The 26,102-nt window shown below is 57.7% G+C and carries 28 protein-coding genes; 13 read left to right on the top strand and 15 right to left on the bottom strand.

The features are described 5' to 3' along the window. Positions 1-240 precede the first annotated feature (240 nt). Both VGK48_24955 and VGK48_24960 read right to left on the bottom strand, forming a co-directional pair. Entirely contained in the window at positions 241-657 is a 417-nt protein-coding gene (locus VGK48_24955) for a hypothetical protein (protein HEY2384440.1), read from the bottom strand. Further along, positions 654-944: a hypothetical protein gene (locus VGK48_24960; GenBank protein HEY2384441.1), complete on the bottom strand. Its 291-nt coding sequence runs from the start codon at positions 942-944 to the stop codon at positions 654-656. The genes VGK48_24955 and VGK48_24960 overlap by 4 nt, the downstream gene beginning before the upstream one ends. A gap of 180 nt (positions 945-1,124) precedes the next feature. On the opposite strand from VGK48_24960, the gene VGK48_24965 reads away from it, so the two are divergent. Both VGK48_24965 and VGK48_24970 read left to right on the top strand, forming a co-directional pair. Beyond that, entirely contained in the window at positions 1,125-1,694 is a 570-nt protein-coding gene (locus VGK48_24965; protein ID HEY2384442.1) for a hypothetical protein, read from the top strand. A gap of 19 nt (positions 1,695-1,713) precedes the next feature. Next, positions 1,714-1,983, top strand: a complete 270-nt coding sequence (locus VGK48_24970; GenBank protein ID HEY2384443.1) for a hypothetical protein — start codon at positions 1,714-1,716, stop codon at positions 1,981-1,983. Positions 1,984-2,010: 27 nt separating this feature from the next. Here the strand turns inward: VGK48_24970 and VGK48_24975 are convergent, their stop codons facing one another. Continuing rightward, on the bottom strand, positions 2,011-3,528 hold the full coding sequence (locus VGK48_24975; GenBank protein HEY2384444.1) for an RNB domain-containing ribonuclease: 1,518 nt from the start codon (positions 3,526-3,528) through the stop codon (positions 2,011-2,013). A 1-nt stretch (position 3,529) separates the two neighbouring features. Here VGK48_24975 and VGK48_24980 point away from each other — a divergent pair, with 1 nt between their 5' ends. Continuing rightward, on the top strand, positions 3,530-3,817 hold the full coding sequence (locus VGK48_24980; protein HEY2384445.1) for a hypothetical protein: 288 nt from the start codon (positions 3,530-3,532) through the stop codon (positions 3,815-3,817). A gap of 97 nt (positions 3,818-3,914) precedes the next feature. Here VGK48_24980 and VGK48_24985 read toward each other — a convergent pair whose 3' ends face one another. The 6 genes from VGK48_24985 to VGK48_25010 form a co-directional block, all read right to left on the bottom strand. Next, positions 3,915-4,619, bottom strand: a complete 705-nt coding sequence (locus VGK48_24985; GenBank protein ID HEY2384446.1) for an SDR family oxidoreductase — start codon at positions 4,617-4,619, stop codon at positions 3,915-3,917. Further along, positions 4,616-5,617 (bottom strand): potassium channel protein, encoded by a 1,002-nt coding sequence (locus tag VGK48_24990; GenBank protein ID HEY2384447.1) that lies wholly within the window; start codon positions 5,615-5,617, stop codon positions 4,616-4,618. The genes VGK48_24985 and VGK48_24990 overlap by 4 nt, the downstream gene beginning before the upstream one ends. Positions 5,618-5,674: 57 nt before the next feature. Further along, on the bottom strand, positions 5,675-7,786 hold the full coding sequence (locus tag VGK48_24995; protein HEY2384448.1) for a xanthine dehydrogenase family protein molybdopterin-binding subunit: 2,112 nt from the start codon (positions 7,784-7,786) through the stop codon (positions 5,675-5,677). After that, a complete protein-coding gene (locus VGK48_25000; GenBank protein ID HEY2384449.1) occupies positions 7,783-8,277 on the bottom strand; it encodes a (2Fe-2S)-binding protein in 495 nt (164 codons plus the stop codon). Before VGK48_25000 ends, VGK48_24995 begins: the two co-directional genes overlap by 4 nt. Positions 8,278-8,483: 206 nt before the next feature. Then, positions 8,484-10,064: an MBL fold metallo-hydrolase gene (locus VGK48_25005; protein HEY2384450.1), complete on the bottom strand. Its 1,581-nt coding sequence runs from the start codon at positions 10,062-10,064 to the stop codon at positions 8,484-8,486. A 467-nt stretch (positions 10,065-10,531) separates the two neighbouring features. Continuing rightward, a complete protein-coding gene (locus VGK48_25010) occupies positions 10,532-10,927 on the bottom strand; it encodes a hypothetical protein (GenBank protein ID HEY2384451.1) in 396 nt (131 codons plus the stop codon). Between the two features lie 159 nt (positions 10,928-11,086). Between VGK48_25010 and VGK48_25015 the strand changes: the two genes are divergently transcribed. Further along, entirely contained in the window at positions 11,087-11,365 is a 279-nt protein-coding gene (locus VGK48_25015; GenBank protein ID HEY2384452.1) for a hypothetical protein, read from the top strand. A 159-nt stretch (positions 11,366-11,524) separates the two neighbouring features. On the opposite strand, the gene VGK48_25020 is transcribed toward VGK48_25015, so the two are convergent. Together VGK48_25020 and VGK48_25025 are read right to left on the bottom strand one after the other, a co-directional pair. After that, a complete protein-coding gene (locus tag VGK48_25020; protein ID HEY2384453.1) occupies positions 11,525-11,659 on the bottom strand; it encodes a hypothetical protein in 135 nt (44 codons plus the stop codon). A gap of 6 nt (positions 11,660-11,665) precedes the next feature. Beyond that, positions 11,666-12,898 carry a hypothetical protein gene (locus tag VGK48_25025; GenBank protein ID HEY2384454.1) on the bottom strand — a complete coding sequence of 411 codons (1,233 nt, stop codon included), beginning with the start codon at positions 12,896-12,898 and terminating at the stop codon, positions 11,666-11,668. Between VGK48_25025 and VGK48_25030 the strand changes: the two genes are divergently transcribed. The 3 genes from VGK48_25030 to VGK48_25040 all read left to right on the top strand — a co-directional run bounded on the left by VGK48_25030 (position 12,897) and on the right by VGK48_25040 (position 17,542). Continuing rightward, positions 12,897-14,393, top strand: coding sequence for an alpha/beta hydrolase domain-containing protein (locus VGK48_25030; protein ID HEY2384455.1), 1,497 nt, complete (start codon positions 12,897-12,899; stop codon positions 14,391-14,393). The two genes, VGK48_25025 and VGK48_25030, sit on opposite strands and share 2 nt — an antisense overlap. A gap of 29 nt (positions 14,394-14,422) precedes the next feature. Further along, entirely contained in the window at positions 14,423-15,451 is a 1,029-nt protein-coding gene (locus VGK48_25035) for a cytochrome D1 domain-containing protein (protein HEY2384456.1), read from the top strand. Between the two features lie 138 nt (positions 15,452-15,589). Further along, positions 15,590-17,542: a PQQ-binding-like beta-propeller repeat protein gene (locus tag VGK48_25040; GenBank protein HEY2384457.1), complete on the top strand. Its 1,953-nt coding sequence runs from the start codon at positions 15,590-15,592 to the stop codon at positions 17,540-17,542. Between the two features lie 105 nt (positions 17,543-17,647). Here VGK48_25040 and VGK48_25045 read toward each other — a convergent pair whose 3' ends face one another. The 3 genes from VGK48_25045 to VGK48_25055 are packed head-to-tail and all read right to left on the bottom strand — an operon-like array spanning position 17,648 to position 19,492. After that, positions 17,648-18,043, bottom strand: coding sequence for a PPOX class F420-dependent oxidoreductase (locus VGK48_25045; protein ID HEY2384458.1), 396 nt, complete (start codon positions 18,041-18,043; stop codon positions 17,648-17,650). Further along, positions 18,040-18,879, bottom strand: coding sequence for a carboxypeptidase regulatory-like domain-containing protein (locus tag VGK48_25050; GenBank protein ID HEY2384459.1), 840 nt, complete (start codon positions 18,877-18,879; stop codon positions 18,040-18,042). Before VGK48_25050 ends, VGK48_25045 begins: the two co-directional genes overlap by 4 nt. 7 nt (positions 18,880-18,886) lie before the next feature. Beyond that, the gene (locus VGK48_25055; GenBank protein HEY2384460.1) at positions 18,887-19,492 is read right to left on the bottom strand and encodes a c-type cytochrome; all 606 of its coding nucleotides are present in this window, start codon (positions 19,490-19,492) and stop codon (positions 18,887-18,889) included. 149 nt (positions 19,493-19,641) lie between these two features. On the opposite strand from VGK48_25055, the gene VGK48_25060 reads away from it, so the two are divergent. From VGK48_25060 to VGK48_25070, 3 genes are all read left to right on the top strand, one after another. Continuing rightward, a complete protein-coding gene (locus tag VGK48_25060; protein HEY2384461.1) occupies positions 19,642-19,956 on the top strand; it encodes a hypothetical protein in 315 nt (104 codons plus the stop codon). 339 nt (positions 19,957-20,295) lie between these two features. Then, a complete protein-coding gene (locus VGK48_25065; protein HEY2384462.1) occupies positions 20,296-21,510 on the top strand; it encodes a DUF3300 domain-containing protein in 1,215 nt (404 codons plus the stop codon). 7 nt (positions 21,511-21,517) lie between these two features. Continuing rightward, entirely contained in the window at positions 21,518-22,423 is a 906-nt protein-coding gene (locus VGK48_25070) for a DUF2950 domain-containing protein (GenBank protein HEY2384463.1), read from the top strand. A 5-nt stretch (positions 22,424-22,428) separates the two neighbouring features. Here the strand turns inward: VGK48_25070 and VGK48_25075 are convergent, their stop codons facing one another. After that, the gene (locus tag VGK48_25075) at positions 22,429-23,070 is read right to left on the bottom strand and encodes a head GIN domain-containing protein (protein ID HEY2384464.1); all 642 of its coding nucleotides are present in this window, start codon (positions 23,068-23,070) and stop codon (positions 22,429-22,431) included. A gap of 198 nt (positions 23,071-23,268) precedes the next feature. Here VGK48_25075 and VGK48_25080 point away from each other — a divergent pair, with 198 nt between their 5' ends. Genes VGK48_25080 through VGK48_25090 form a run of 3 tightly spaced genes read left to right on the top strand, consistent with a single transcriptional unit; the run spans position 23,269 to position 26,088 of the window. Beyond that, a complete protein-coding gene (locus tag VGK48_25080; protein ID HEY2384465.1) occupies positions 23,269-24,378 on the top strand; it encodes a hypothetical protein in 1,110 nt (369 codons plus the stop codon). A 25-nt stretch (positions 24,379-24,403) separates the two neighbouring features. Continuing rightward, positions 24,404-25,381 (top strand): NmrA/HSCARG family protein, encoded by a 978-nt coding sequence (locus tag VGK48_25085; GenBank protein ID HEY2384466.1) that lies wholly within the window; start codon positions 24,404-24,406, stop codon positions 25,379-25,381. Continuing rightward, positions 25,378-26,088: a pirin family protein gene (locus VGK48_25090; GenBank protein HEY2384467.1), complete on the top strand. Its 711-nt coding sequence runs from the start codon at positions 25,378-25,380 to the stop codon at positions 26,086-26,088. Before VGK48_25085 ends, VGK48_25090 begins: the two co-directional genes overlap by 4 nt. Positions 26,089-26,102: the final 14 nt, after the last annotated feature.

Here is a 26,102-nt window from a genome sequence, read left to right on the forward strand (position 1 = left end):
CCGCGGCCTGCCACCAATAGCCTTTCGGCTTCGCCAGCAGCTCATCGCTCAGCTCGCGGCCCATCAGCCGGAGAATGATGGTCTGCAGCACATCCTCGGCATCATCCGCGTTACCCGTGATCCTGAAGGCTGCGTTGTAAAAGGCTCCGTTCCGTCCTCCAGGCCGAGTACTTCCTCGCTAATGCCCTCGGCAAGAAGTGAACAATCGTCTCCCGCGCCCTGTAGGCGCCGGCTCTGGGGTCAGCTCCGAATCGCCAGAGGAATGGAGGATCCGTCTGCGCGGCGCCACGTCGTTCGGAATTCCGAATCGTAGGTCCATAATTTCAGTTTCCGATTCCGTGTGGACAGCGCCGCCAGATATCCATCGGTCCAGTCCGGCTCGTGTTCGCTGTACTTGACAAGCCAGCCAAAGACCTCGCTCCAAAACGAATGCGGGTCCTCCACAACTGCAGGCTGCATGTTCAACCGCCCGATCGCCTGCTGCAGCCGCATCCGTTGAGACGGCCCCGGCAAATGGAAGGCTGCCTCGGTCAGGACCGGCTCGCAAATAATCAGAGGAAATCTGGCGAGGCTTTTCAGGTGCCTAATCGCCGTTGGATTTAGCGCATCACGAGGATCGCAAAGCGCCACTAGTGGGCCGGTATCGATCAGAATCATTTCCGCTTACGGTGAAGATTGCGCAGGATCCCTCGTCTGGCCTCATTCCGGTTGTGGACATTGTAGTCTCTCGCAGGCAAGCCGGGCGGGTCGGGGTATTCTTTGTGGATCTCCCGTATTATCGCCTCCGCATCAGCCTGCCGCGGCGACTCGATCAACTTCTCATAGCGCTCGTCGATGGCCTCGCGGACTAAATCCGACAGGGTTATCCCCTGCGAACGAAGCCGCTGGGCTTTTTTGAGCCGTTTGTCGTCAAGACGGACATTCACGAGCCGGACATTCATCATGTAAATATACCACGTCTTTACAGGCGTCTCTATTTCTCAAGACAAAAGCAATTCCAGATTCTCGCGGCTCCGGCTGGCCGGAACACCACAAGACAGGTGTTCATTTGGCCCCGCCACTGCGCGTAACGTTCTACAATTCGAGTAATTCCGTTAAGATATAATCCGGAAACCATCAAAAACATGCTGGCACAAATTCTCATATCCATTCTCCTGGCGTCCATGCCCGTGACCGTACAGAGCGAGCAGGCAGCAGCAAATCCGCCGCTCATTCCCGCGCCTCAGACCAGACTGGAAATGTTTGCGGCCCAGAGCGGAGCCCTGCTCGCCAGTGAAAGCTATTCGCTGGCGCGTATCTCCGGCGGGGACGCGTGCAGTGTCCGTCTGCAGGTCGTCATCATGTATCAGGTCGGACGGGAAGCGGAAAAGCTCGAAGGCCTCCGTCTCGACATGTCCGGTGTGCCCCACCCGGTGACCAGCTACATCGACTTCGACGAGTTGGGAACTCTATCTCAGTCGATCAATGCGATGCTGGACATCAACCAGAAAGGCACTTCGTTTACGAATCCATCGTCGAAGGAACTATTTTTCTCTTCGCGGGGCGGGCTCAAGATTTCGATGGTTCAGACAGACACGGAAAAAGAAATGACCATCACACACACTTATTCCGGAAGCTCCTGCACGATCAAACGCGATACATCGGTCGTCGAATTGAAAGGCGCGCTCGACAAGGTTCTGCAGGATCTGCGATAACGTTAGTGCAGAGGAAAACATGAGGACCACCACGAAATTTCGCATTGTTATGTGGGCAAGCGCCGGCTTTCTCGTCGCCGCCGGATGGGGAGTGTATTTCGCAGCCGCAGACAAGGCCCTGCCCATCGACCCGAACTTGTACACGCTCGCGAGCGTCACGCAGCCGATTGTCTGGCTCTTTCATCGGCCGCTCGGTCTCTCAGCGGTCACGGTTGCAAATGCCGCTACCTACGCCTTGGCCGGCCTGATTGTGGAAGCGGTTCGCAAACAACTGCATCACAGAAGCTGATTCTTATGCAGTGGACGAGTTGCCCGGCTAGCGTAGCAACTCGAAGTCGATAAACCCGCGCTCGGGATTCACCGACTCCAGACGCACACGAACCCGGTGGCCGATGTCCAGGTGTTTTGCTTCGCCGATCAGCTTGCCTTCGACGGGAGGATGCAAAAGGCGGACCCACATTCCGCTGGCATTGATACCCGAAACGAGGGCGTCGAACTCCTGACCCAGTCGTGGACGCAGCATGGCCGCGGCGGCGCATTTTTTAACCTGGCGTTCGACCTTGTTGGCATCGTTTTCTTTTTCGGTGCAGCGCGTAGCCAGATCGCGCAGTTCGTCTCCCGAATAAGGCGAATTTTTGCCGGCGAAGGCGGCTTTGAGCAGACGCTGGGTCAGAAGATCGGAGTAGCGGCGGTTGGGAGCCGTCGAGTGCGAATAGTTCTCGACGGCCAGCCCGAAATGGCCGGGCGCATCGCCGCCGGGCATCTTCACCATGTATTCGCCGCGGCCTAGCAGCTTAATGACCGAAAGCGAGAGCTCCGGAAAATGCGCCGGATTCGAGTGTTGCTGTTGCTTAAGGAATTCCTCGAGGCTTCGGGCCTCCGGTTCGGGCGAAAGATTGCCGCCCAAGGCTGCGGCGAGCGCGCGGATGCGGTCCCATCGCTCAGGAATTTTGACCACCCGCCGGATGCTCGGCAGACCGCGCTGCTCGAGGAAGGCCGCGGTCGTCTGGTTGGCCGCGATCATGAAATCTTCGATCAGCAGCGTCGCCCGGTTGTGCTGTTTCGACGCCAGGTCCACTACCGTGCCTTCCGGCGACATGACCGGCTGCAGTTCTATCGTCTGGAACGTCAGCGCGCCGGCTTCGTGACGCCGCTGGCGCAGGCATGCGGCTGCCCGGTCCTGCAACCTCAGCTGGTTCTGCAGATCGCGGTTGCGCTCCACCTTCTCGGGGGTCTTTCCATCGGCCTGCTGATCCAGCCATGCCGCAACGGAGTTGTACGCCAACTGCGCCTTGTTCTCTACCACGGCAGCATAGAGCGAAGGCTCCGTGATCTGCCCGTCGCGGGACACCAGCATCTCGGCCACGATTGCCAGCCGCTTCTCTCCCTCGTTGAGAGAGCTGAGATCGGTCGAAAGCTGCTCGGGCAGCATCGGGAACGTGCGGACACCTGTATAGATGGATGTCGTGTTATGAGCGGCCGCCAAGTCGATCGGAGAATGCGCGGGAACAAACCAGTCCACCTCCGCGATGCCGACATAGATACGGATGCCGCCGGATTCTTCCACGGCGTATTCGATCTGATCGAGGTCTCGCGAATCATCGTTGTCGATGGAGGACCATAACCATGAGGTAAGATCGCGCGCCTTGACGGTTCGGAAGTCCGGCTCGGCTTCCTTTTTCAGTTCAGCCTGGGCTTCCGGAGGAAAATCGACGAGAAAACCGCGGTCAAGCATGGCCCTGCGGGCGATCGCACGGAGATCGGGATGACGGACAGACATCGTAAGGATATTAACATCATTGCCAAAACCGTGCTGTTGTGCGACGGTAAGCATTATGTTTCGACGAATTATCCTGGGTTGTCTTGTTCTGATGATGGCCGGCACTGTGTCCGGATACGCGCGGACACAGCAAACCGCGAAGGTCGTCAAACCGAAAAAGGTGAAGCCGGCAAAGATCAAGAAACCGAAGACGCCGAAAGCTGCGAAGGCGGCAAAAAAACTGACGCCAAATCAGAAGGCCATCCAGAAAGCCAACACAAAGAATATCAAGGCACAGCAAAAGGCGTTCAAGAAGCAGATTCAGCAGCAGAATAAAGCCGTCAAACAGGCGAAGAGCAAGTAGGGAAGAAACTTATTGCACGATTGCATCATCTGAAGTTTTTGCAGTTCTAAATTTGAAATGCAGAAACCTCTAATGATGCAATGGTGCAATAAATTTTTTAGTCTTTGGGATTTGTAGCAAACACCGTCAATTCCGGCGTAAACCCACGGTCGTCCATCTCCAGGGCGGCTTTGATCATGTGCGCGATGTCTTCGCCGCGGAGCTTCGTCGGGTTCTCCTTTTGAGTCAAGCCCGCTGCGGCGCCGAAGTTTGTCAGCACTTCGCTCGGATTCGCGAGAAAAACCCGGATGTTGAATTGCCGGAGTTCGCCGCGCCAGCACTCCGTCATGCCGCGAAGCGCAAACTTGCTGGCGTAATAGGCGGTGCCGTTCGGAGCGCCGCGCAGGCTGGCCGTTGAACAGATGTTCACGATATTTCCGGTATTGCGCTGGATAAAGTGTTTCGCTGCTTCGCGGCCCATCAGCATAGCGCCGGTGACGTTGGTGGCGAAGACAGCCTCGAAGCTGGATTTATCCATATCGACGAGCTTCTTGAAAACGCCGAAACCAGCATTGTTGATCAGGATATCGAGGTGATCGAACGCCTGCAGCACTTCGCGCATTGTCCGCTGGACGTCGGCTTCATTCGAGACGTCGGCGCGGATCGGAACGGCGTTCAACACTTCCGCCGCCTTGTAGAGTTTCTTTTCGTCGCGGCCGGTAATGGCGACCTGCGTCCCGGCCTCAATCAGAGTCTTCGCGATGGAAAATCCGATGCCGCTGCTTCCACCTGTCACAAGCGCCGTTGCGTTTTGTAGTTTCATGCTTCCTTCCCGATTTCCTGGTCAAGCCGTTTCAGTTTAGGACGTTCACCCATGGCGATGAGTACATCGCCTGATTGTATCTGCAGATCCGCCGCCGGATTGAATCGCATTACGCCATCTTTGTGCCGTACGGCCAGAACGATGACGCCATATTCGTTCCCGAGACGCAACTCTTCCAGTGTGCGCGACACCAGACTGCTCGACGCTCCGATCGGAAGTTGCTCGATTTCCAGATCCAGATCCGAGGGCTGCCGGAATGCCGAAGCGATATCCATAAAGCTCGTGACGTGCGGCCGGAGCAGCGACTGCGCGAGGCGGTGCCCGATAAAAGAGTACGGCGTAAATACAGTGGTTGCGCCCGCGCGGCGAAGCTTCTCTTCCGCCTGGTCGTCGCTGGCGCGCGCGGCAATCAGCAATTTAGGATTGAGAACTTTCGCGGAAAGCGCGACGTAGACGTTCTCCGCGTCGCTGGCGATGGCCGCGACGAGGCCTTTCGCCGTCTCCACGTGCGCCTGGCGCAGGACTTCGTCCTTCGTGGCGTCGCCGACAAGCGTGATCACGCCTTTGTCGGTCGCCCAGCGCGCGCGTTCAACCCGATTGTCGATCAGAACGACCGTCGATTCGCTGCGCAGCAATTCCTGAATCACGCTGCGGCCGACGCGGCCGGCGCCACAAACGATGTAATGTCCCGAAGTATCTCTAAGCATGCGGTCCCTCCGCCTGCGCCCGAAGTAGTCCGTCATTTCGAGCCGCAGCAAAGTGTCGCCAAGAATTGCGATGCAGACGAAAACGGTCGTAACGCCGATCAACATGAGAAAAGAAATAAAGACACGGCCGTGGAAGCTGAGCGGATGAACCTCGCCTCCGATGGTGGTCAGCGTGAGAAGCGTCATGTAAAAGCTGTCGAAGGCAGGCCAGCCCTCGATCAGCATGAATCCGGCGGTGCCGATCAGGATGACGCCGCCAAACAGCGCGGCAATGAGGAGAAGACGTTTCATAAAGCGCCAATCCCGCATATCACGCGGCTGGATTTCCGGAATTGGCGCTATGTGCCGTTATGCCAGATCCTCAGGCCGGATCGGCAGCTTGCGAATGCGTTTGCCTGTCGCGGCGAAGATGGCGTTCGTGACGGCGGGAGCGATGGCCGGCGTGCTGGCTTCGCCGATGCCGCCGGGCGGATTGGTGCTCGGCACGATGTAGGTCTCGATCACCGGCATTTCGTCGATCCGGAGCGGTTCGTAGTTGTTGAAGTTCGTCTGCTGAACACGGCCGCGATCAATCGTGATTTCACCGCGAAGCGCCGCGCTCAAACCATACACGATGCCGCTTTCGATCTGCTGGACGACAATCGCCGGGTTGACGACATGGCCGCAATCCACGGCGCAAACCACGCGGTGAACGCGCAGTTTTCCCTTGTCGATCGAAACCTCCGCAACCTGCGCGTTGAAGCTGCCGAGGTTATCCACGACCGAAATCCCGCGATGCCTTCCGGCCGGCAACGGCTTGCCCCAGCCTGCCTTCTCCGCCGCCAGGTTCAGCACCCCGAGCAGCCGGGGCGCCTTCGTCAACAGCTTGCGCCGGAACTCGAGAGGATCCTGTTTCGCCGCTACCGCAAGCTCGTCCATGAAGCTCTCGGTGAAGAAAGTATTATGCGAATAACCGACGGATCGCCAGTAGCTGACCGGTATTCCGACTTCCGGGGGATGGTAGTCGACGAGGATATTCGGAATGTCGTACTGGATTTCCGCGATGCCTTCGACTCCGGTTCGATCCACTCCGTTCCGCAGTCCCGCAAACGAGGGACAGACGACGCGGACGTTCCAAACCAGAGGCTTACCATTCGCGTCAAGCACGGATGCGAACTTCGTGTAAGAGGCCGGACGGTAAGTGTCATGTTGGATGTCATCCTCGCGCGTCCATTGCAGCTTCACTGGAACGCCGGCAGCCTTCGATATTTCCACTGCTTCGCCGATGAAATCCGCTCCGCCGCGCCGTCCGAATCCGCCGCCGAGATAGACCGTGTGGATCTGGACTTTCTCGGGCGCAAGACCGGAAACAGCAGCCGCAGTCTGCCGCGCCACGCTCTGGATCTGCATGCCGCTCCAGACATCGCATCCATCGGGCCGCACATGCGCGACCGCATTCAACGGCTCCATCGGCGCATGCGAAAGATACGGCACTTCATAGACGGCCTCGATCGCATGGGTGGCGCCGGACATCACCGACGACACATCGCCTTCCTGGCGCGCAACCGCGCCGCGCTTCTCACCGAGATCCGCGAAGGTTTTACGAATCGTGGCGCTGGTGCTGTTGGCCAGCGGGCCTTCATCCCACTCGATGACGAGCGCCTTGCGGCCTTCCATCGCAGACCATGTATTGTCCGCAAGCACGGCGACGCCGTTCGATATCTGCACAACCTGTTTCACGCCGGGAACGGTTTTCGCCTTAGCCGCGTCGAAACTCTTCGGCTTGCCGCCGAACACCGGACAGCGCTGAAGCGACGCGTACAACATGCCGGGCACTCTGAGATCGATCCCGAACGTGGTTTTTCCGCTGACCTTTCCGGGCGTATCCAGCCGCTTCTGGGATTTGCCGACGAGTTTGAATTGCGTCGGATCTTTCAACGCCACATTCTGCTGCGGCACCGGCAGCTTCGACGCTGCTTCGGCCAGGCTGCCGTAGCTGAGGCGAGCTTTGGTATTGAGATTCAGAACCGTGTTGTTCTCGGCGCGGCATTGCGACTTTGGAACATTCCACTTCTGGGCGGCCGCCTGTACCAGCATCTCGCACGCGGTGGCCCCGGCCTTCCGCAGCGGTTCCCAGGAGGTGCGGATGCTCATGCTTCCGAAAACACCTTGCATCGGACCGAATGCGACGGGATCGACACCGGGGAACTCGGTCCGGATCTTCTTCCAGTCGCATTCGAGTTCTTCGGCGAGCAGCATCGAAAGCGACGTCACGGTTCCCTGTCCCATCTCGGCTTTGTGGATAAAGAGTGTGACACTGTCGTCTGTTCCGATTTGAATGTATGCGTTCAACTTCCCGACGGCGCCCTGGGCTTCCAGTTTGCTTTCCGGAAGATAGAAACCGATCACCAGTCCGCCCGCCGCAGCGGCGCTTGTCTTGAGGAACGATCGCCGGTTGAGTTTCTGGATGGTCGTGCTCATTTGCCACCTCCAGTGGAGCCGGCCTTGGGCTGCGCGGCATATCGCGCAGCGAGATGAATAGCCTGGCGGATGCCGGAGTATGTGCCGCAGCGGCAGATATTGCCTCGCATGGCCTGATCGATATCGGCATCGGTGGGATTCGGTTTGCGGGCCAGCAGCGCCGAGGCGGACATGATTTGTCCGGACTGGCAATAGCCGCACTGCGGCACATCGACCTCCATCCAGGCGCGCTGGACGGGATGGCTGATGTCCGGCGAAAGCCCTTCAATCGTCGTGATGTTCTTTCCGGCAACAGTCGAAATCGCCGTGCCACACGCACGCGTCGCAATCCCGTTGATGTGCACCGTGCACGCGCCGCAAAGCTGCATGCCGCAACCGAACTTGGTCCCGGTCATTCCCAGCGTGTCTCGCAGGACCCATAAGAGAGGCATCTGCTGCGGGACGTCCACGCTCTGTCGTTTCCCATTAAGGGTAAACTCAATGGCTGGCATTGGAATCCTCCTCAATTCTGGCTGCGCGCTATCGCGCTTGCGCTTCGCGAATTCTGGCTACGCGCATGCGCTTCGCGAAGAATTCCCGAAATTATACAACCTTGTTATACTGCGCGCGCTATCCTGTTCGGCCAAATAATGAGCCGCAGATGACGCGGATGGCGCAGATTGATCTGCGTCATCCGCGTCATCTGCGGCTCAGGTTCTCAGTCCCCCTTCCCGATATTCTTCAGAAGGTCCGCTTTTGTCACGTCACGATCGCCGCCACCGGGCTGATGCACAGAAATGATCGTGTTGACGTCGAGCTTCAACTCATCGAGTTTGGCGGCAAACAACTTCTCGAAGCCATTCACTTGCGCGGGGGGCGCGGCATTCGCGGCCGGCGGATTGAAAGCATCGGCTTCAAAGACCGCTTTGATCGAGGGCAGATATGCGATGAGCAGATCCTCCGAATGGGCAGCCTTGATGTGATACAGCTCGATCGTGTTCATGCTGTCTTTCAGGACTTTCTTCTCGCCGATGTACTCAAATTTGGCCTTTTTTTCGGACTGCGAGAGTTTGTCGGGCATCAGGAGCGTCCGGGAGTTGGTGAACCACTTGTCATAAAGCGGTTTGTTCGATTCTTGCGTGATGATGATCTCGCCGTCAGCCGCCGCCGCCCGCAGGCCGCCGGAATGGTCGGAGTGCGTGTGCGTGTTGACGACATATTTGATCGGCTTGTTCGGGATCGCTTTTTTGACTTCGGCGATGATGGCCGTGGCCGTCATTTCGCTCTGCGGAGCTTCCAGAAGAACGATGTGATCCTTCATCTCGACAGCGATGCTGCGATAGCCGCCGGTGATCAGGTAAATGCCGTCGCCCAGTTTCTTCGACGTGACTGCAGCCGCAGCAGGCGCTCCGCCTCGTCCCGCGCCGGCTCCGCCGCGTCCTTCGGCAGCAGGCGCGCCACGGCTTCCGCGGCCGGCGGCCTGGCCGCGGCCGGCAGGTGCGGGACCAGAGCCACCGCCGCCTCGTCCGCCTCGTCCGCCGGCCGCGGGAGCGGCAGGAGCCGCAGCGTTGGGCTTCACGTCAGAGACGGTCAGATCCGTCCATGCCAGGCCGGCGCGAGTCTGTACAATCTTCGTGGGGAATTTAACGCCGCCGAAGTCCTTGTATCCGGAGTAGTCCTGCTCGACGAGCATATCGCCTACAACGGCGTCTTCCACCTTCGTTTCGACTTTGGCAATCATGTTCTGGGAGTCGATGTATCCGCTCACGGTGTACGGAACACCCGACGGAGCTTTCTGTTCCACTGGGAATGAGACGACGGTGTATTTCTTCCCATTCATGTTGCGCTGCGAAACCGTGGCGTTAGATGCCGTGGAAGCGAGTTTCAGGAATCCCGGCGGGGAGAGCGCCACATCGAGCTTCGCATTCCAGCCCGCATTGGCTGCAATGACCGTCGTGTTCTGGGCTTCGGGAGTCGGATTGAGTCCGCCGCCGCCGGCAAGTTGTCCATCCGGCTCTGCCGGGCGGGAGCGCAGCGCGGTCTGCTGGCCCGTGCCGGCATTCACGTCGATGTAGCGGGTGTAGGTTTTAAGCGTGAAATGCGGCCAGCCCTTGGCGGCGCTTTGCGCCTGTCCCATGGCCGTACCTTCAACTCCGGTACCGGAGTATTCGATGGACTTCAGCTGATCGTAGCCCATGGCCTTCGACGCGTTGTCGATAACGGTCTTCGCGTCCTGGACCGCCGCCCAGGACGTAACCGCTACGGCCAGAATCAAAGCAGCAACCGGCTTCTTGAACATGTTTGCCTCCTGGAATTCCCGAAACCGGGATACTTATACTTAAAAAGAAGGCTTTCCGCCAGAATGAAGGTAATCATCGACTACCTCCACGGGAATCCGCGAAACAGCCACGCAACCATTGTGGCCATTACAAACCACCCGCCTTTCACAAACCACTGCCATCGCTCCAGAGTCGAAACGGTATGTTGTTCTCCTGGTGAAATCGGGGACGGATTCGAAACGGCAAACGGGTGCCGGCGTGTCCGTCCCCAAGGTCACCTGCCAGGCGCAGATGAAGGTCACCGAGTCAAAATGCGATCGAAGCAGGGCGGCACACCGTGGATCCGATCCGCGTACTTGTCGACGAATTCCCTCATGCTTCCTCCAGCGCCAAACGATTTACTACATCGCTCAACGATAGTGGGGGCAGGGACAGGACTGGACTCTCGCGGCGTTCCCGTTTCTACTTGGTTGCGGCCTTGGCCGCGTTAGGAGATTTTTTTAAACAGGTACTCATGGCACTGCTTCGTATCGATTCCGCCTTTGATCATTTCAATGACGTCGACGCGGTCCTTGCGCCGCGGCGACTTGAGCTTCAAGTAGACAAGCGGCGCGGCTTCCATCATGCTTCCCGGCGGTGAGGCGAGCGTTGCTTCGAGGAAGTCTTCACCTGCTTCCGGAGACAGCAAGGCCACGGCGACTCCCTTGACCTGGAATGGGATCTCCGGCCGCATCGTAACGAGACCGTTGGCATGATGATTGAAGGCTTCGGCGCCGACAGCGAGCCCGCCAACGACAACATGCCGTACCTTCGCGAGAGCCAGTGCCTCGGAGGCCAGCTTCAACGCTTCGAGCACCCTGGGGGCGACCACGTCGGCCAGCAATGCCGGATCGGGTCAGGCTCAATTCTTACAACGCCTTACAGCCAAACCGAACGCGCCGCGCTGGAAATGGATTCATTTCCGAAAAAATCGGTCCATAAATCGCAAATTTGGATTCGTTTGCCGGAAAATGGATCCAGTTTTTAAAAAACGAATCCACACATGCCAAAACTGGATCCATTTTTGGAGAAATGGATCCAGTTTCCGAGAAATGAATCCACAAACGGCAAATGTGGATTCATTTTCCAGAAAATGGATCCAGTTTTTAAAAAATTGCATCCACAAATCGCAAACATGCATCCATTTTTGGAGAAACCGATTCGCTTTCAAGAAAATCGATCCATAAATGGCAAATTTGTATTCCTTTTCTGGAAAATGCGTCCACAAATGGCAGACGTGCATTCATTTTTGGAGAAATGGATGCCATTTTTGAAAAAGTGATCCATAAACCGCAATTCTCGATCCATTTTCTGGAGAAATGGATCCAACTTTTAAAAATGTGCATCCATAAATGACAAAACTGGATTCATTTTCCGCGACATGAATCCAGTTTTGAAAAAATCAATCCATGAATGGCAAATCATGATGCGCGCGTTGAAGTTATCGCTCACATTCCGTTCTTCCTGTCAGTACTGCCGCGCGGTGCTGAAGCGTCCATCCGGCCGCTTCGAGCTGACGGTCGATCTCGATGCGGGCCGTGGCTTCAGGTGTATTTGCGCTTCCTGCGGGAGCCATACGCCTTCAATGGCCGGCTGATTTCGCCTGGGTCATTCTAAGCGAGTGTTCGCCGATTGGGGTCATCCTGAAATATTGCTTGCCGGCAAGATGCGGATACTCGACAGGATCGGGAAACCAGGTAAATACGGCGTAGCGCGCCTCCAGGCTGCTGAGGGTCTCGAATACCGAAATCACAGAGATGTCGCGACCGGACAGCAACTGCGCCATCGCAGCTATGCCTTCGGCATAGCGCAGGCGCCCGAGCATGAGCTCTTCCATGGCTTCGAGTACGAGTTGTTCGAACGGACTCAACTGCAGAATCGTTTTGTCCGAGATACCTTCCTTCTGGCGCCGGAGAATTTGGGCTGCGTAATTCATGCTGCCGGAAGGGAACTCCTCTTTTTCATCGTCATCGTACGGCAGCTCCTCTTCGTCGTCCACTTCCGGCCCTCGGCTAAGGCGCTCTTCCAATTCATCTCTGAAAGATGGGTTTAAATAGGGCGTATCGAATGGAAACTGCGGCAGCCGGGAAAAGACCTCTTTCAGTGAGGCCGGGCTGGGCTTCTCGCGGTCTTGCTTGAAGAACTCGACAGCGAAGGCTCGCGCGATCAGCTCGACGGCTTCTTGGCGGGAAACGCCTTCACGAATCAGCCGCTCGAGCGTTTCTTTCATGATCGGCGGCTCGCCTGTCCGGATAGCGGCAGCCACTCCACATTCCAGAACAAGTGCGTCGATTTTCGCCTCGTGCGCCAGCACCCGCTCGGCCGTCACCACCTCGTCTATCATGGCGAGCATGGCAACCCTGTAACCGGTTTTGTACGTGAAAAGAAACGCATCCAGCTCGGTCCGGGGAGGCGCAAGCTCGGCGGACGCCTTCCTCAGATCGTGCTGAGCCGTGCGCGCCGCATTGATCGGCAGTGTGAACGGTTTCAGAGGTGCTTTTACAGTGGTCATCCACTCCTCGCCTGAAGGTTGCTGCTTGCAATCAATCGCCGGCAGATATCTGCCCTCCCACTGCCAGATGGAGGCGACCAGCGTGATGGATTCGGAATCCGATTCGCCCATGGCGCGCACTCTACCGGAATCGGTAGCCAAAATCCAGGGATGCAACAAATCATCGCTTAGGCACGCGTTGGATCGCTTTCGATCGTTATTCAAACCGACGGTCCCCCTCAAGCCGCCGGCCCTATGCCGGTATTGACGCTGATGGTTATCCATGATCGAATTTCGGACAAACAACATTCGGGAGGTCGGCATGAAAGCGTTCGGAAAGATAACTCTCAGTCTGGTTGCAGGAGCGATTCTCTTCTGCTTTCCTGGAATCGGCTTGGCGCAGACTGCGGTCACGCCGGCGAAACTTACGGGACCGGTGCCGTCCACGAAAGACAACTATGCGTTTCTTTCCGCAAATCGCGTTCAGTCCGTGGTTGACCTGCAAAAAGTGGGATATATCGAAGAGGAATACATCGTCAGCGGGAGGGCCAATGTTTACGACTGGACGGCGGATGGCTTGAAAGTCAGAACGCCGAATGCGCCGTACACCTCGCGCATCCTGATTCGACGTCCGGCCGATGCGGCGAAGTTCAGCGGTAACGTGATCATCGAGCCTGTGGATACCGCACGCGTATTCGACTGGTCCTTCATGTGGGCGGTGTCACACGAATACTTCACCGAACACGGAGACGCGTGGGTCGGCGTGACGCACACAGCCGCCTCCATCGCCGCACTCAAGAAGTTTAATGCGCAACGCTACGCAGCGCTGTCATTCGCGAATCCCACGCCAGACGAAGCGTGCGGGCCCGCGAACGCGAAGTCGCCAAACGAAGACGGATTGAAATTCGACATGCTTGGCCAGATCGCCAGCGCACTGAAAAGCGCGAACGGCCCGATCGCCGGCTTCCGCGCGCAGCGCGTGTATGCCACATCGCATGGCGGAGAGATCGTCACGTATGCGCAGGCCATTCAGCCTCAGTCGAAGGCGTTCGACGGCTTTGTCTTCGAATCGAACGCCGGCCCGGCCGCGATCAGCCGTTGCGCAGCGGCCGTGGGCGCGAACGATCTGCGCCGCATAACGCGAAACGTCGGCGTCCCGGTCATCCGCATGGTCCCGGAGGGCGATGTACCGCAGGCGTACGCGCTCCGGCGCGAGGATAGCGATGCGCCGAACGATCGTTTCCGATGGTATGAAGTGGCCGCGGCCCCGCGGATGGACATTCGTTATTACCAGCACATGCCGGCGATGGAGGATCAGACCAAGTCGGGCGAGAGCGCGCTTCCCGGTAACTGGCCGTTTGCGTACACATGCGGCAATCCCGTGATTGGTCTGGAAGACTTGCCGGTGTTTCAGGTTGCGATGAACTCCGCCTTCTACAACATCGACCAGTGGGCGCGCAACGGTACGGCGCCGCCCCGCGCCGAACGCATGGCGGTGAAAGATGCGGGCACGCCCCAGGCTACCGTCGCCGCGGACCAATACGGAAACGGCCTCGGCGGTGTGCGCAGCCCGCACGTTGAGGTACCCGTCGCGACCTATTACGCGCATTCTCCCGGACAGGCCACGTGCCGCAATATCGGATACAAGGTTCCGTTTGATTGGGCGCGCCTGGAGAGCTTGTATGGTTCATCAAAGACCTACGCATCGAAAGTGAACGCGGAAATCGATAAGTTGGTCGAGGAGAAGTGGCTCCTTCCCGCCGATGCGAAACGCCTTCGGGAAGAGCTGCTGTCACCATCGAAGCCCGGAAGCAACTAGTGTAGTGTGTCTGAAAGGAGCGAACGATCATGAGCAGAATTCGAATCCATACCTGCATAGTCTTCATCCTTGTGGGACTGGCCGTGATACCGGCGATCGCGGCCCTGCTCGATCCGAACAATCCGACAGGAACGAGCGGCCTGATCATGATCGACAAACGCGGTGGACTTGTGCGCTTCTTCGATCCGCGCACCTTGGATGAGACAGGAACTCTGAAACTCGATGCCCCGCCTCACGAACTGGCAATCGCGCCGGATCACAGAACCGCCTACGTGCCGCTCTATGGCGATGGCGTGTATGGGGCGAATCCGCACCCCGACCACAGGATCGTCGCAATTGACCTTGCCGGACGCAAGGTCACCGGCACCGTCGATGTCTCGCCGTATCAAGCGCCTCACGGGCTTCAGGTGGACAACAACGGCACGCTGTACGCGACCTGCGACCTCAGCCGCAAGATCCTGATCATCGATCCGAAATCGCTCAAAGTGCAGGCCGCGATCGATACGGAAGGAACAGGTCATTGGGCAGCCATTCTGCCCGATGGCAGCAAAGCATATGTCGCCAATAAAGACGACCGGATGTTTGTCAGCGTGATCGACTTGAAGGCGCGCAAAATGATCGGCCGCGTCCCGATGCCGAAGGGCACTCAGGGAATCACCGCGTCACCCGACGGCAAGCGGGTTCTGGCAATCGACTACGCGGATCCGAAGTTTTATGTGATCGACACTGCAACCGACAAGATCATCGACGCCGTCGCTGTGGAAAGGAACACGGTCGGCCCATTCCGGGCGCGATATTCACCGGATGGCTCTACGCTCCTCACGGTAAACCATATCGACGCGGTAGCAAATGTCTTTGACGTCCGCAATCTTCACGCGCCTCAGAAGATTGTGCGTGTCGGCCCGCAGGCATTCGGCATCGCATACTCCGCCGACGGCAAGACCGCCCTGGTGTCCAATCACGGAGACGGGACCATCACGGTTATCGATTTGACGACAAATCAGGCTGTCCGCACATTCAAAGCAGGGACCGGAATCGAGACGCTGGCGTATTACTGACAGGCAGGCGCAGGTGGCCTGCAACGGGCGCAATGTGACACCTGCAGGCATTGTTCCGCACGCACAGAAAAGGGATTTTAAAGCCCACGGGACAGCGCTAGAATGCTGGCCTCCATTGATCCAAGGAGGAGCTCGTCAATGTCCTATAGGAACGCCATTCTAATCCTGTCGGCTGCGGTGCTTATTGCCCTTCAAATCCCGGCCATGACAGCGCAGCAGGCCATCAGACCACCCAATCCCGCCACCGACTGGCCCATGTTCAGCCACGATCTGTCGGGAACGCGGTACTCCCCGCTCAAGCAGATCACCGCGGCAAATGTCTCCAGGCTCAAGCTGGCGTGGAGCATGCCGTATCGCGCCGACCGGAACAGCGCGGCGGCCGGCGGCCTTGGCGGTCTGACGGAGGTCACACCGGTTGTGATCAACGGAGTCATGTATCTGCCGGCCGAGAATCGAGTGCTGGCACTCGATGCAGCGACAGGAAAGGAAATCTGGAAGTTTGATGTGCCGCCCGGCCAGGGAGGAGCTCTTTCGAAACGCGGCGTTACCTACTGGCCGGGTGAACCCAACATTCCGGCTCGCATTTTTGTGACGGCCGGGCGAAAGCTCATCGCTCTGAATGCGACAACCGGTGAATCGGTACTCGGGTTCGGCGACAAAGGCGAAGTCGATCTGGTTGTCCCGTACAACTCTCCTCCGAGCATCTATAAAAACCTGTTGTTCGTCGGCGCCAACGTTCCGGAGCAACCCGCGACGGGACAGCCTGGAAACACCCGGGCATACGACGCGCGCACCGGCGCCAAGGTCTGGGAGTTCCATTCCGTCCCGCAACCCGGAGAAACCGGTCATGAGACATGGCCCGAGGAGGGCTGGAAAGATCGCACGGGCGTGAACAATTGGGGTTTCTATATGACGGTGGACACTGAGCGGAACATGATCTACACCGTCTTCGGAGCACCGGCGAGCGACTATTACGGATTCGACCGGAAAGGAAACGATCTCTTCGGCAACTCCGTGGTGGCTCTGGAAGCATCGACAGGAAAGCTGAAGTGGTATTTCCAGGTTGTCCACCACGATCTCTGGGATATGGATCTGCCTCCGGCGCCCATCCTGATGGACATCACGGTCAACGGAAAGAAAATCCCGGCGCTGATCCAGACGGGAAAGCTCGGTCTCGTTTTCATTCTGAACCGCGTGACCGGTGAGCCGGTCTTCGGGGTTGAGGAAAGACCTGTTCCTCAAAGCGATGCTCCGGGCGAGTTCACCTCCCTGACCCAGCCATTTCCCGTGAAGCCGCCGATGCTTGGCAAACATAACTACAAACCGGAAGACCTGGTCACAGCGGCCGACACGAACGAGGCTCATGCGAAGGCGTGTCGGGACCTGGTCGAAAAGAGCGGCGAGCTGATCAACAGAGGCCCATATACGCCGTGGGCGTATCGCGCTCCTGACGCGCCGCCCCGAACAGCCATCAATTTCCCGGGCGATATCGGTGGAACAGATTGGGGCGGAATCTCTGCCGATCCGACCAACGGATACGTCTTCGTGAATACGCTGAATTACGGGAGTCTCGGCTGGATCGAAAAGCGGCCGCCGAATGCGCGCGTTCCATACGACCGTGCCAGCGTCTATGGAAATCCTGTGGCCTCGAAGTTCTGGGACCGCAAAGTCAACGCGCAAGGCCAGTTGCTCGGCGAACAAAGCTGGCCCTGCCAGAAACCGCCCTGGGGGCAGTTCTCCGCGATCAACGCGAACACGGGCGACATCGTCTGGCAGGTGACCTTCGGTGTCACCGACGAACTGCCGGAGGGAAAGCAGAACACCGGCCGCATCAATATGGGCGGCTCGATTGTTACCGCGGGCGGCGTGGTCTTCATCGGCGCAACCAATGACAAGCGTTTTCGCGCATTCGATGAAAAGACGGGCAAAGAACTGTGGGTCACGAAGCTCTCCAACAGTGCGATAGCGGTGCCGATGACGTATGAGGCGAAGGGCAAACAGTACGTCGCGATCACGGCGTCGGGAGGAGGCGGAATCACGGATCCGGATCCTACGAAAAACGAATCGCTGTATGTGTACGCGTTGCCGTAGCATGGGCTTGCCAACGCGTTTGAGGGAGTAATCAGCCGCAGATGACGCGGATGACGCAGATTGATCTGCGTCATCCGCGTCATCTGCGGCTCAACTCCCCGCTGGTTAAATCTTTGTAAAAATCTTCTCCGGCAGGATCTTGTAAATCACGCGCACTTCGCCGGGACGACGGTTGGGGTAAACGTCTTTTCCGGTGTACTTCTTCGACAGCTTATCGATGTGGGAGTCCGCACCGTTCTCCGTAATTTCAACGACCTTTCCCTGCAGGGAGAGATGCCGGTACGGATTGTCGGGGTCCTGGATGCTGAGGGCAACAATCGCATTTCGGCGCATGTTGCGATCCTTGGTGCGGCCCTTCGCGCTGTTGATGACAACGTACTTGCCGTCGTATTCACACCAGACCGGCGTCACCTGCGGCGAACCATCGCTCATGAGAGTCGCCAGCTGAGCGAACGATTTCTTGTGAAACAAGTCAGCGAAGTTTTCGGGAATGGTGCTCATTGTTTCTCGGGCTCCTTTGTTGGCCGCAAGGCCATGTCGAAATTCACGACGGTCTCGCCGTTGGCGGTTACTGTTACATCCTGCGTGATCTCATAGGGCTCTTCGTACTCATAACGCTGGAGGGCTTTGATGTTCCGCGTCATCCGCACGCCTTCGTGCCACATCTTGATCTTGTAGGTTCCGGCAGGGACACCCTCAATCACGAACTGGCCGTCATCACCTGTGACACTGACAAAAGGATGGTCCGCGACGAATACATATCCGTTCATCCACGGATGCCCTGCCTCGCACGTCAAAAACACGATGCCGGGAGTCGTCAAAGGCGATTCGACCGTGGTTCTCTGCCCACGTACAGGCTGCGCGATGTTGAATAGGGTCTTCGATCCCTCGCCGGTGATCTGCTGGCCGTGAACGTTATGCAGAATCGGATCGCTGTTGGTGATATCGATTTTGCCGCCGACTGGAACGATCAACGAGTGCGGCGCATACTGACAGTTCTTCTGGTCGACCAGTAAAGACTCGCGCGAACGGAACTTTTCATCGCTCTTGACGCCGTCCAGGTACACGAACGCGCGTTGCACACCTTTGTCTTTACCGAGTGCGAGACGGGACAACGCCACGCGATCCCCGCACGTGCTCTGGTTTTCTGTGACCGGTTCGAACGTGGCGGGGGGTGCGTCGCCCTGGAAACGAACGACGCCGCGGATGCGTCCGACGGGACCTGCAGGGGCCTGTGTCGCCGCTTTGTCCGCAGCGTCCGAAATTCCTTTTCCCTGCTCGCTGCCGCAGCCACATAGGAACAATGTGGCGGCCAGGAGTACGACTACTTTTCTCATCTTCTTCTTACTGTGGAATCTTATCCGGAGGAAGCGGGTCAGGGATAGGATTGTTCACCGGCGGAAGCGATTGCAAATATGCGAAAATCGCCTTCAGATCGTCATCCGTCATGTTCTTGTACCAATACCACGGCATTGGGGGAAGGATCGCCCGGCCGGTCCCCTGGTGTTTTCCTGTTCGAATAGCTGCAATAAATATCTCGGGCGTCCAGCTTCCAAGCCCTGTGGCCTTGTCGGGCGTTAAATTCATGGCAAAGCTGACGCCCCATGGTCCCGCCCATGCCGTCAAGTTGCTGCTTGCTACAGTACCCCATTTAGCAAAAATGTCTTTTCCACGCATGGGCAGTGAGGCAACTTTGTCTGTCGCAGGATTACCGCTCAATTCCCGGCCCATGTCCGCTTCAGGACCATTCGGTCCTATCTTCTTTGGAGTGTGGCAGTCATTACAGCCGCCGACCAGCGTCAGGTATTTGCCCCGTTCGACGGGAGACTGAGCTGAAGCCGCAGCTGGAGCTGCCGCTGTTTTCGTTTCGGCAGGCGGCGTATTGTTGGCGCAACCGGCCACGAAAGCCACCATTGGTATAAGTCCCACAACTCCGCGCATGAACCGCATAGCCTCTCCTTTATCGTCTGATGTGCAGGGCGTTGATTATGCGTTTAGCCCTTGCGCACGGTCAAGAGCGCAACTTGAAGTACGCGCAAGGTTCTGTTGGATTTGTACGCTGCTGTACTACAATCCCATGGGTTCTAGGAGGAACGTGAATGTCTGACATTCTGCATGCCCTTGCGATTTCCGGGGGCCTTCTTTTACTGGTCGTCATTCTGACCGTTATTGTCAGTATCGTTACCGTCAATCGTGGCGCTGCAGAAATGGCCGGAGGCGGGCATGAACATGGGGCCGTGGCCGTGGCCGTGGCCCATACGGAGTCTGCGCCCGTTGCAGCGAAACCAGCCGCGAAACCGGCTGCACCGGCCCGCGATGAGATCAACGTTCTTCAGATACTCGCCCTCGGTACCGGGTTGTTTGTTCTGGCCGTACTGGGCCTCTTCGCGCTGAGCCTGATCGAACACATGTAGATCCCGAAATAGCCGGGACAGAATTAGCCACAAAAGGCACAAAAGGGAGCGAGAGATCGTTCCCTTTTGTGCCTTTTGTGGCTAATTCCTTAGCTTTTCGCATAGTTATAGATCCGAAGGTATTTACGAAGGGACGGGAAAGGATCCGGCGACGAACGCTGCGCGCTGGTGAAAAGAACCAGAAGGAAATTCTAACGAGTCGGAGTGGTGCCCGAATACGGGACGGACCGTCAAATAGAGAACGGTGAGCAGGATGTACCACGCCGGCCTCCGGAATTCAGCCTGCATTCCGCTTGCTCCCGCAATGACAGCGTCATTAAATTAACCGTGGAGGTCTTTATGGCCTTGAAGGTTCTGACAACTGCCCTAGCGCGTTTGGGAGCCATCCCCCTGCTGTTGTTGCTGCTTCTGCAACCCAGTGCGGTACGGGCGCAGGCTCCAACTCCTCCCCCTCCAGATCAGGCATTTACACCGGACCAGCTCAATAACCTTGTAGCGCCAATCGCTTTATACCCGGATCCGCTTTTGAGCCAGATCCTGGTGGCGGCGACATATCCGCTCGAGGTTGTGCAGGCGTATCAATGGCTGCAAAGAACCCCGGGGCTGACCGGCCCGGCATTGACCGAGGCGGCGCAGCAACAGAATTGGGATGCGAGTATTCAGGCGCTGGTTGTCTTTCCGGATGTCCTGAAGCGTCTGAATGATGACGTCAACTGGACGACCAACCTGGGCAATGCATTTCTGGCACAGCAGCAGGACGTCATGGACGCCGTGCAACGCATGCGGACGAGCGCGCAGCAGGCAGGCAAACTGCAATCGTCACCCCAGGAGACCGTAACCGCAACCAGTCAAAACGGACAGGCCTACGTCGAGATCGAACCGGCAGAGCCCGACGTCATTTACGTCCCCGACTATGATCCTGTTTGGATCTGGGGGCCGGCAGTCTGGTATCCCTATCCCCGATGGCATTGGCCGGCACGCACCATTGTGGCGCCGGGCCTCTTTTTCGGATTCGGCGGACCGATCCGGGTCGGTCTCTTTTTTGGCGCCGGGTGGCATGGATGGGCCGGCTGGGGCTGGCATCCCGGCTGGGGCAACCGCACCATCGTTGTGAATAACACATTCATCCACCAGCACAACTTCAACGCCACACACGTTGAAAAAGTTCACGGCACGGCAGTATGGGTTCACGATCCTTCTCACCGTGCCGGAGTCCCGTACGCGAACACAAAATTGCAGCAGCAATTCCGCGGCAACGTGCGGCAGAACGTGGCACCCCGGGCTATCCCGGAACAGGCGCGCGGGCCGCAGCCGGCGGAACGGTTCGGTAATCGCCAGATTCCGAAAAACGTTCCGCCGGCGCAGAATCGCGGCATGTTCAGCGGGATACAGAATGGAGGGGCCGCGCGTACTCACGAGGAGCATGGCTTTTCAAGCCTCGGCGCAGCAAGAAGCATGCCGCGCCAGTCCGCCCCGGCGTCAAGACCAGCTCCAGCTCCAAGAGCAGCGCCGGCTCCAAGACCAGCTCCGGCGGCTCGCGGCGGGAGGCGATAAAGACACTATGAGAAAAGAAATCAAAGCCGCAGTGGCAGCGATCGCTCTCACGGCCTTATCCGCTTTTGCTCAGACTTCAGCCCGGTCTTTTGCCACGCCTCAAGAGGCCGCGCAGGCCCTGATCGATGCCACCGAACATAACGATACAGCAGCAATGCTCAGGCTGTTCGGCCCGGAGGGGAAGGATATCGTCGAATCGGGTGATACCGCCGAAGACCAAAGCGGACGTGCGGAATTCGCGCGCCGTGGCCATCAAAAGCTGACGATCGAGATCGAACCGTCCAATTCCAACCGCGCCACGATCATTGTCGGCGCGGAGAACTGGCCCTTCCCTGTTCCATTAATCAAGAAAAACGGGCAATGGCGCTTCGACCCTTCCGAGGGACGTATAACCATCCTCGCCAGGCGCATCGGACGCAATGAATTGACGGCGATTGATGTGTGCCGTGCTTATGTCGAAGCACAACTCGAATACGCCACCCGGGACCGGCTTTCCAGCGGGGTCCTGGAATACGCGCAAAGCATCAAGAGCACTCCGGGAAAGAAAGATGGACTATATTGGGAAGGAGAGTCCGGCACGCTCGTTCCTAAAGCGTTTGCCGACGCCGCTGCAACATTCGCGGCCAGTGCCAAGCCTGTCCCTTATCACGGATATCACTTCCGGATTCTGAAAGCGCAAGGCCCGGATGCCCCCGGCGGCGCAACGGACTACGTCGTCAAAGGGAAAATGATCGGGGGATTCGCCCTGGTGGCCTTCCCGGAGGAATACGGCGTCTCAGGCGTGAAGACGTTCATCGTGAACCACGATGGGATTGTTTTCGAGAAGGATCTGGGTCCGATGACGGGTACGCTGGCGCGGCAGATGACGCGCTTCAATCCCGACAAAACCTGGAAACGGATCGAGGGCGAGTAGGGATCTCACCGCTTTTCGACAGAACCGGACCCGATGATTTGTTTCGTTATGGCCGGAGCGCCGCTGTACCGGATATCGCCCGACCCGGTGATGTTCGCGTCCAACGTCTCGCTGGCATCCAGTTCGGCGTTCCCGCTGCCCATAATGCTGATCGTCGCAGTCTTGCTTTTCAGGCTGCTGCCTCTGTAGGCTCCGGAACCGGCGATCGTGACCTCCTGTACGTCCGCCGCTCCAGCGGCCGACAGGCTGCCGGATCCGGCAACCAGCATTTTCAGCCGGCCGGTATGGATACCTTTAGCATCGGCGGAACCGCTCCCGGCAACCGTGATGTTGTTGAGATCTTTGACGGTGAGTTTGTATACGACATCTTTCGAAGGACTGATGCCGGTTTGGTCCTTTGTGCCCAGCGTCAGCTGGCTGCCGCTGACCTCGGACGTCAGGTAAGGAAGAAGATTGTCGTCGGCGGTAATTGTCAAAGATTCGGTACCGGTTTGATCGATCGTGAGCTGGCCCGTTCCGTTCAACTTCACTTCCGTAAACCCGCTGACGTCTCTGGGCTCGCTGACGACGTTCCCCGATCCGCGGATACCGGACAGACCGCAGCCGGCCGTCAACACCGCACAGAAACCTATCAGCAAAATCGGCATTCTTCGCATATTCAAGAAAAAGATTAGTCACAAAACGGACAAAAAGCACAAGAGGGTGGATCGCCTTTTGTGCTTTTTGCGCCTGACTGATCCTTCCGATCATCTTGACGCGCCGGTGGGCGCGGGGTAGCATTTCGGGTTCACGGACAGAAAAGAAACGTCATAAACAGTTACTCGCCATCGAAGGAGTACTCCAACATGCCCAGAAAGATTGTCGAGACCATTTTACCGACCACCATGGTTGGCTCTTTTCCAAGACCACAGTGGTACAAACATCAACTGCTTGGCCGCGATATTCGAGTCGCGTTCAAGGAAGTCCAACACGAAGAGGCGTATACCGACGCCGTCGCAACCGTTATCCGGGATCAGGAAGAAGCCGGCCTCGACATCGTCACCGACGGCAACATGTGGTACGACGACTACGTCGGCGTGATCGGGTCGTTCTGCTGGTACATGTATGAGCGGATCGGCGGCTTCGAACACGCGCGCGACCCGCATCCTTCGATGGTCAACTCCGGCCCCAGCCAGGGTAAGGAGATTCTCGACGATTGGGGCGGCGTCGTGAACAGCGGCCCCGTATCCCGAGGACCGATCCGTCTCGCCGACCTGTATTCCATTGCCGCCAGGCACTCCACAAAACCGATCAAGGTGTCGGTTGGAGCCGGACCCGCCAACCTTGCCTGGCACGTTTACTTCAAGCACTACAAGAACGCGAAGGAATTGAGCTTCGCGCTGGCGCCGATCTTCAACGCCGAGATGAAAGACCTTGTCAAAGCCGGCGCCAAGTACCTTCAATTCGAAGATCTCGGGGCATGGCTGCCGCTCTTCACAAACGACAAAGACGACTACAAGTGGATCCGGGAAGTCGTCGAACAGTGCTGCGATGGCGTGGACGCGAAAATCGGATGGCACTTCTGCTTCGGCAACGCCTGGGGCAACGACATTCTCAGTGCTTCGTATCCCAACGGGTATGAAACAGTCCTGCCGCACTTCTTCGAGACCAAGGGTATCGATCAGTTCGTGCTCGATTACGCGAACCGCGCAATGGCCGGCGTCGAGTTCCTGAAGAATCTCCCGAAGGACAAAGACGTGCAGGTTGGCGTGTTGGATATCCGCACGAACGCGATCGAGACGCCGCAGAAGGTTGCGGAACGTATCCGGAAAGTCATCGCCGCTGTTCCACCGGATCGCGTGACGTTGAGCACCGACTGCGGTATGAAGCCCCTCGCAAGAATGATCGCAAAAATGAAATTGAGAGCACTCGCTGAAGGCGCGGCGATCGTCCGCAAAGAAGTCATGGGCAAGTAGAAACTAGCAATTAAAGGAGAAATACGTGGCTGATAAGAAGATCATTGCAGTAATTGGTTCGACCGGTTCACAAGGCGGCGGTCTGGCTCGGGCGATTCTGAGCGATCCGAACGGCGGTTTTGCGGTACGCGCAATCACACGCGATCCCGGCAAAGATAAGGGGAAAGCACTCGCCGACAAGGGAGCGGAAGTCGTCAGCGCGAATCTCGACGACGTGGAAAGCCTGAAGAAGGCTTTCGCCGGCGCCTACGGGGTGTACGCGGTCACGAATTTCTGGGAACACTTCTCGGCGGAAAAGGAGAAAGCTCAAGCCAAGAATATCGCCGACGCCGCAAAAGCGGCTGGTGTGAAGCACATCATCTGGTCGACGCTCGAAGATACGCGGAAACTGATGCAGCCCGATGACAAGCGTATGCCGATGCTTCAGGAGAAGTATCGCGTGCCGCACTTCGACGCCAAGGCCGAAGCGAACGCCTATTTTTCAGGTCTGCCGGTCACATACCTTGTAACTTCCTTCTACTGGGACAACATGTACTTGTTCGGACTCGCACCGAAAAAAGGCGATGACGGCGTTTACAGCTGGACGTTCCCGATGGGAGAGGCGAAGCTGTCGGGAATCGCGGCAGAAGATATCGGCAAATGCGCATACGGGATCTTCAAGGGCGGCCAGCAGTACGTTGGGAAAACGGTCGGCATCACTGGAGAAAACCTGACGCTTAACGAAATCAGTGGCAAGGTAGCCAGTGGTCTCGGTATCGGGCCGGTCAAGTACAATGCCGTTGATGCGAATACTTACCGCGGGTTTGGTTTCCCGGGCGCCGATGAAATGGGCAACATGTTCCAGGTCTATCGCGATTTCGAAAAAGAGGTTGTCGCCGCGCGGAGTGCGGATGTCGCCCGTCAATTGAATCCTCAGTTACAGACATTCGATCAGTGGCTCGCGAAGAACAAACCCGCCGTCAGCACGGCTGCGGGTATCGAACCTTCTAAAGCATCGGTGTGATCCAGCTGCGAAAAGCCGAAGATCGCGGCCACGCGGATCGCGGATGGTTGAATGCGAACTTCTCGTTCTCGTTCGCCGACTACCGCGATCCGCGCCACATGGGCTTCCGCGTCCTGCGGGTGCTCAATGACGATCGCATCGCCGCGGGCAAAGGCTTCGGCCCGCACGCGCATCGCGATATGGAAATCGTTACCTATGTCCTCGAGGGCGGCTTGCTGCATCGGGACAGTACCGGCGAACAGCACATCCTCAGGCCGAACGAAGTTCAGACGATGTCCGCCGGAAGCGGCATCATCCACAGTGAGTTCAACGCTTCAGAAACGGAACCGGTGCATTCGATCCAGATCTGGATCGAAACCGCACAGGAAGATCTGCCTCCTTCTTACCAGCAAATCGCTTTCTCCCCCGCGGAACGGCGGGGACGGTTCCGGCTGCTGGCCGGACCGAAGGTGAGCGGGAGCGAACTTGCAACGACCATCAATCAAGACGCGAGTATCTATGCCGCCGAACTCGCGCCCGGCGAAAACTTGAAGCGGCCTCTGACTGCCGGCCGCTATAGCTGGATCCAGGTGCTTCGCGGTAATCTGGAAATGAACGGACATGAATTGAAGGAAGGCGACGGGGCATCGGTGAGCGCTGAACGGGAGTTATCCTTCGAAGGCGCCGGATCCACGGGCTCCGAATTTCTTTTCTTCGATTTGCCGTAACACCAAACCAAGGA

This window comes from Terriglobia bacterium (assembly GCA_036496425.1).
Classification (GTDB): Bacteria; Acidobacteriota; Terriglobia; order 20CM-2-55-15; family 20CM-2-55-15; genus 20CM-2-55-15.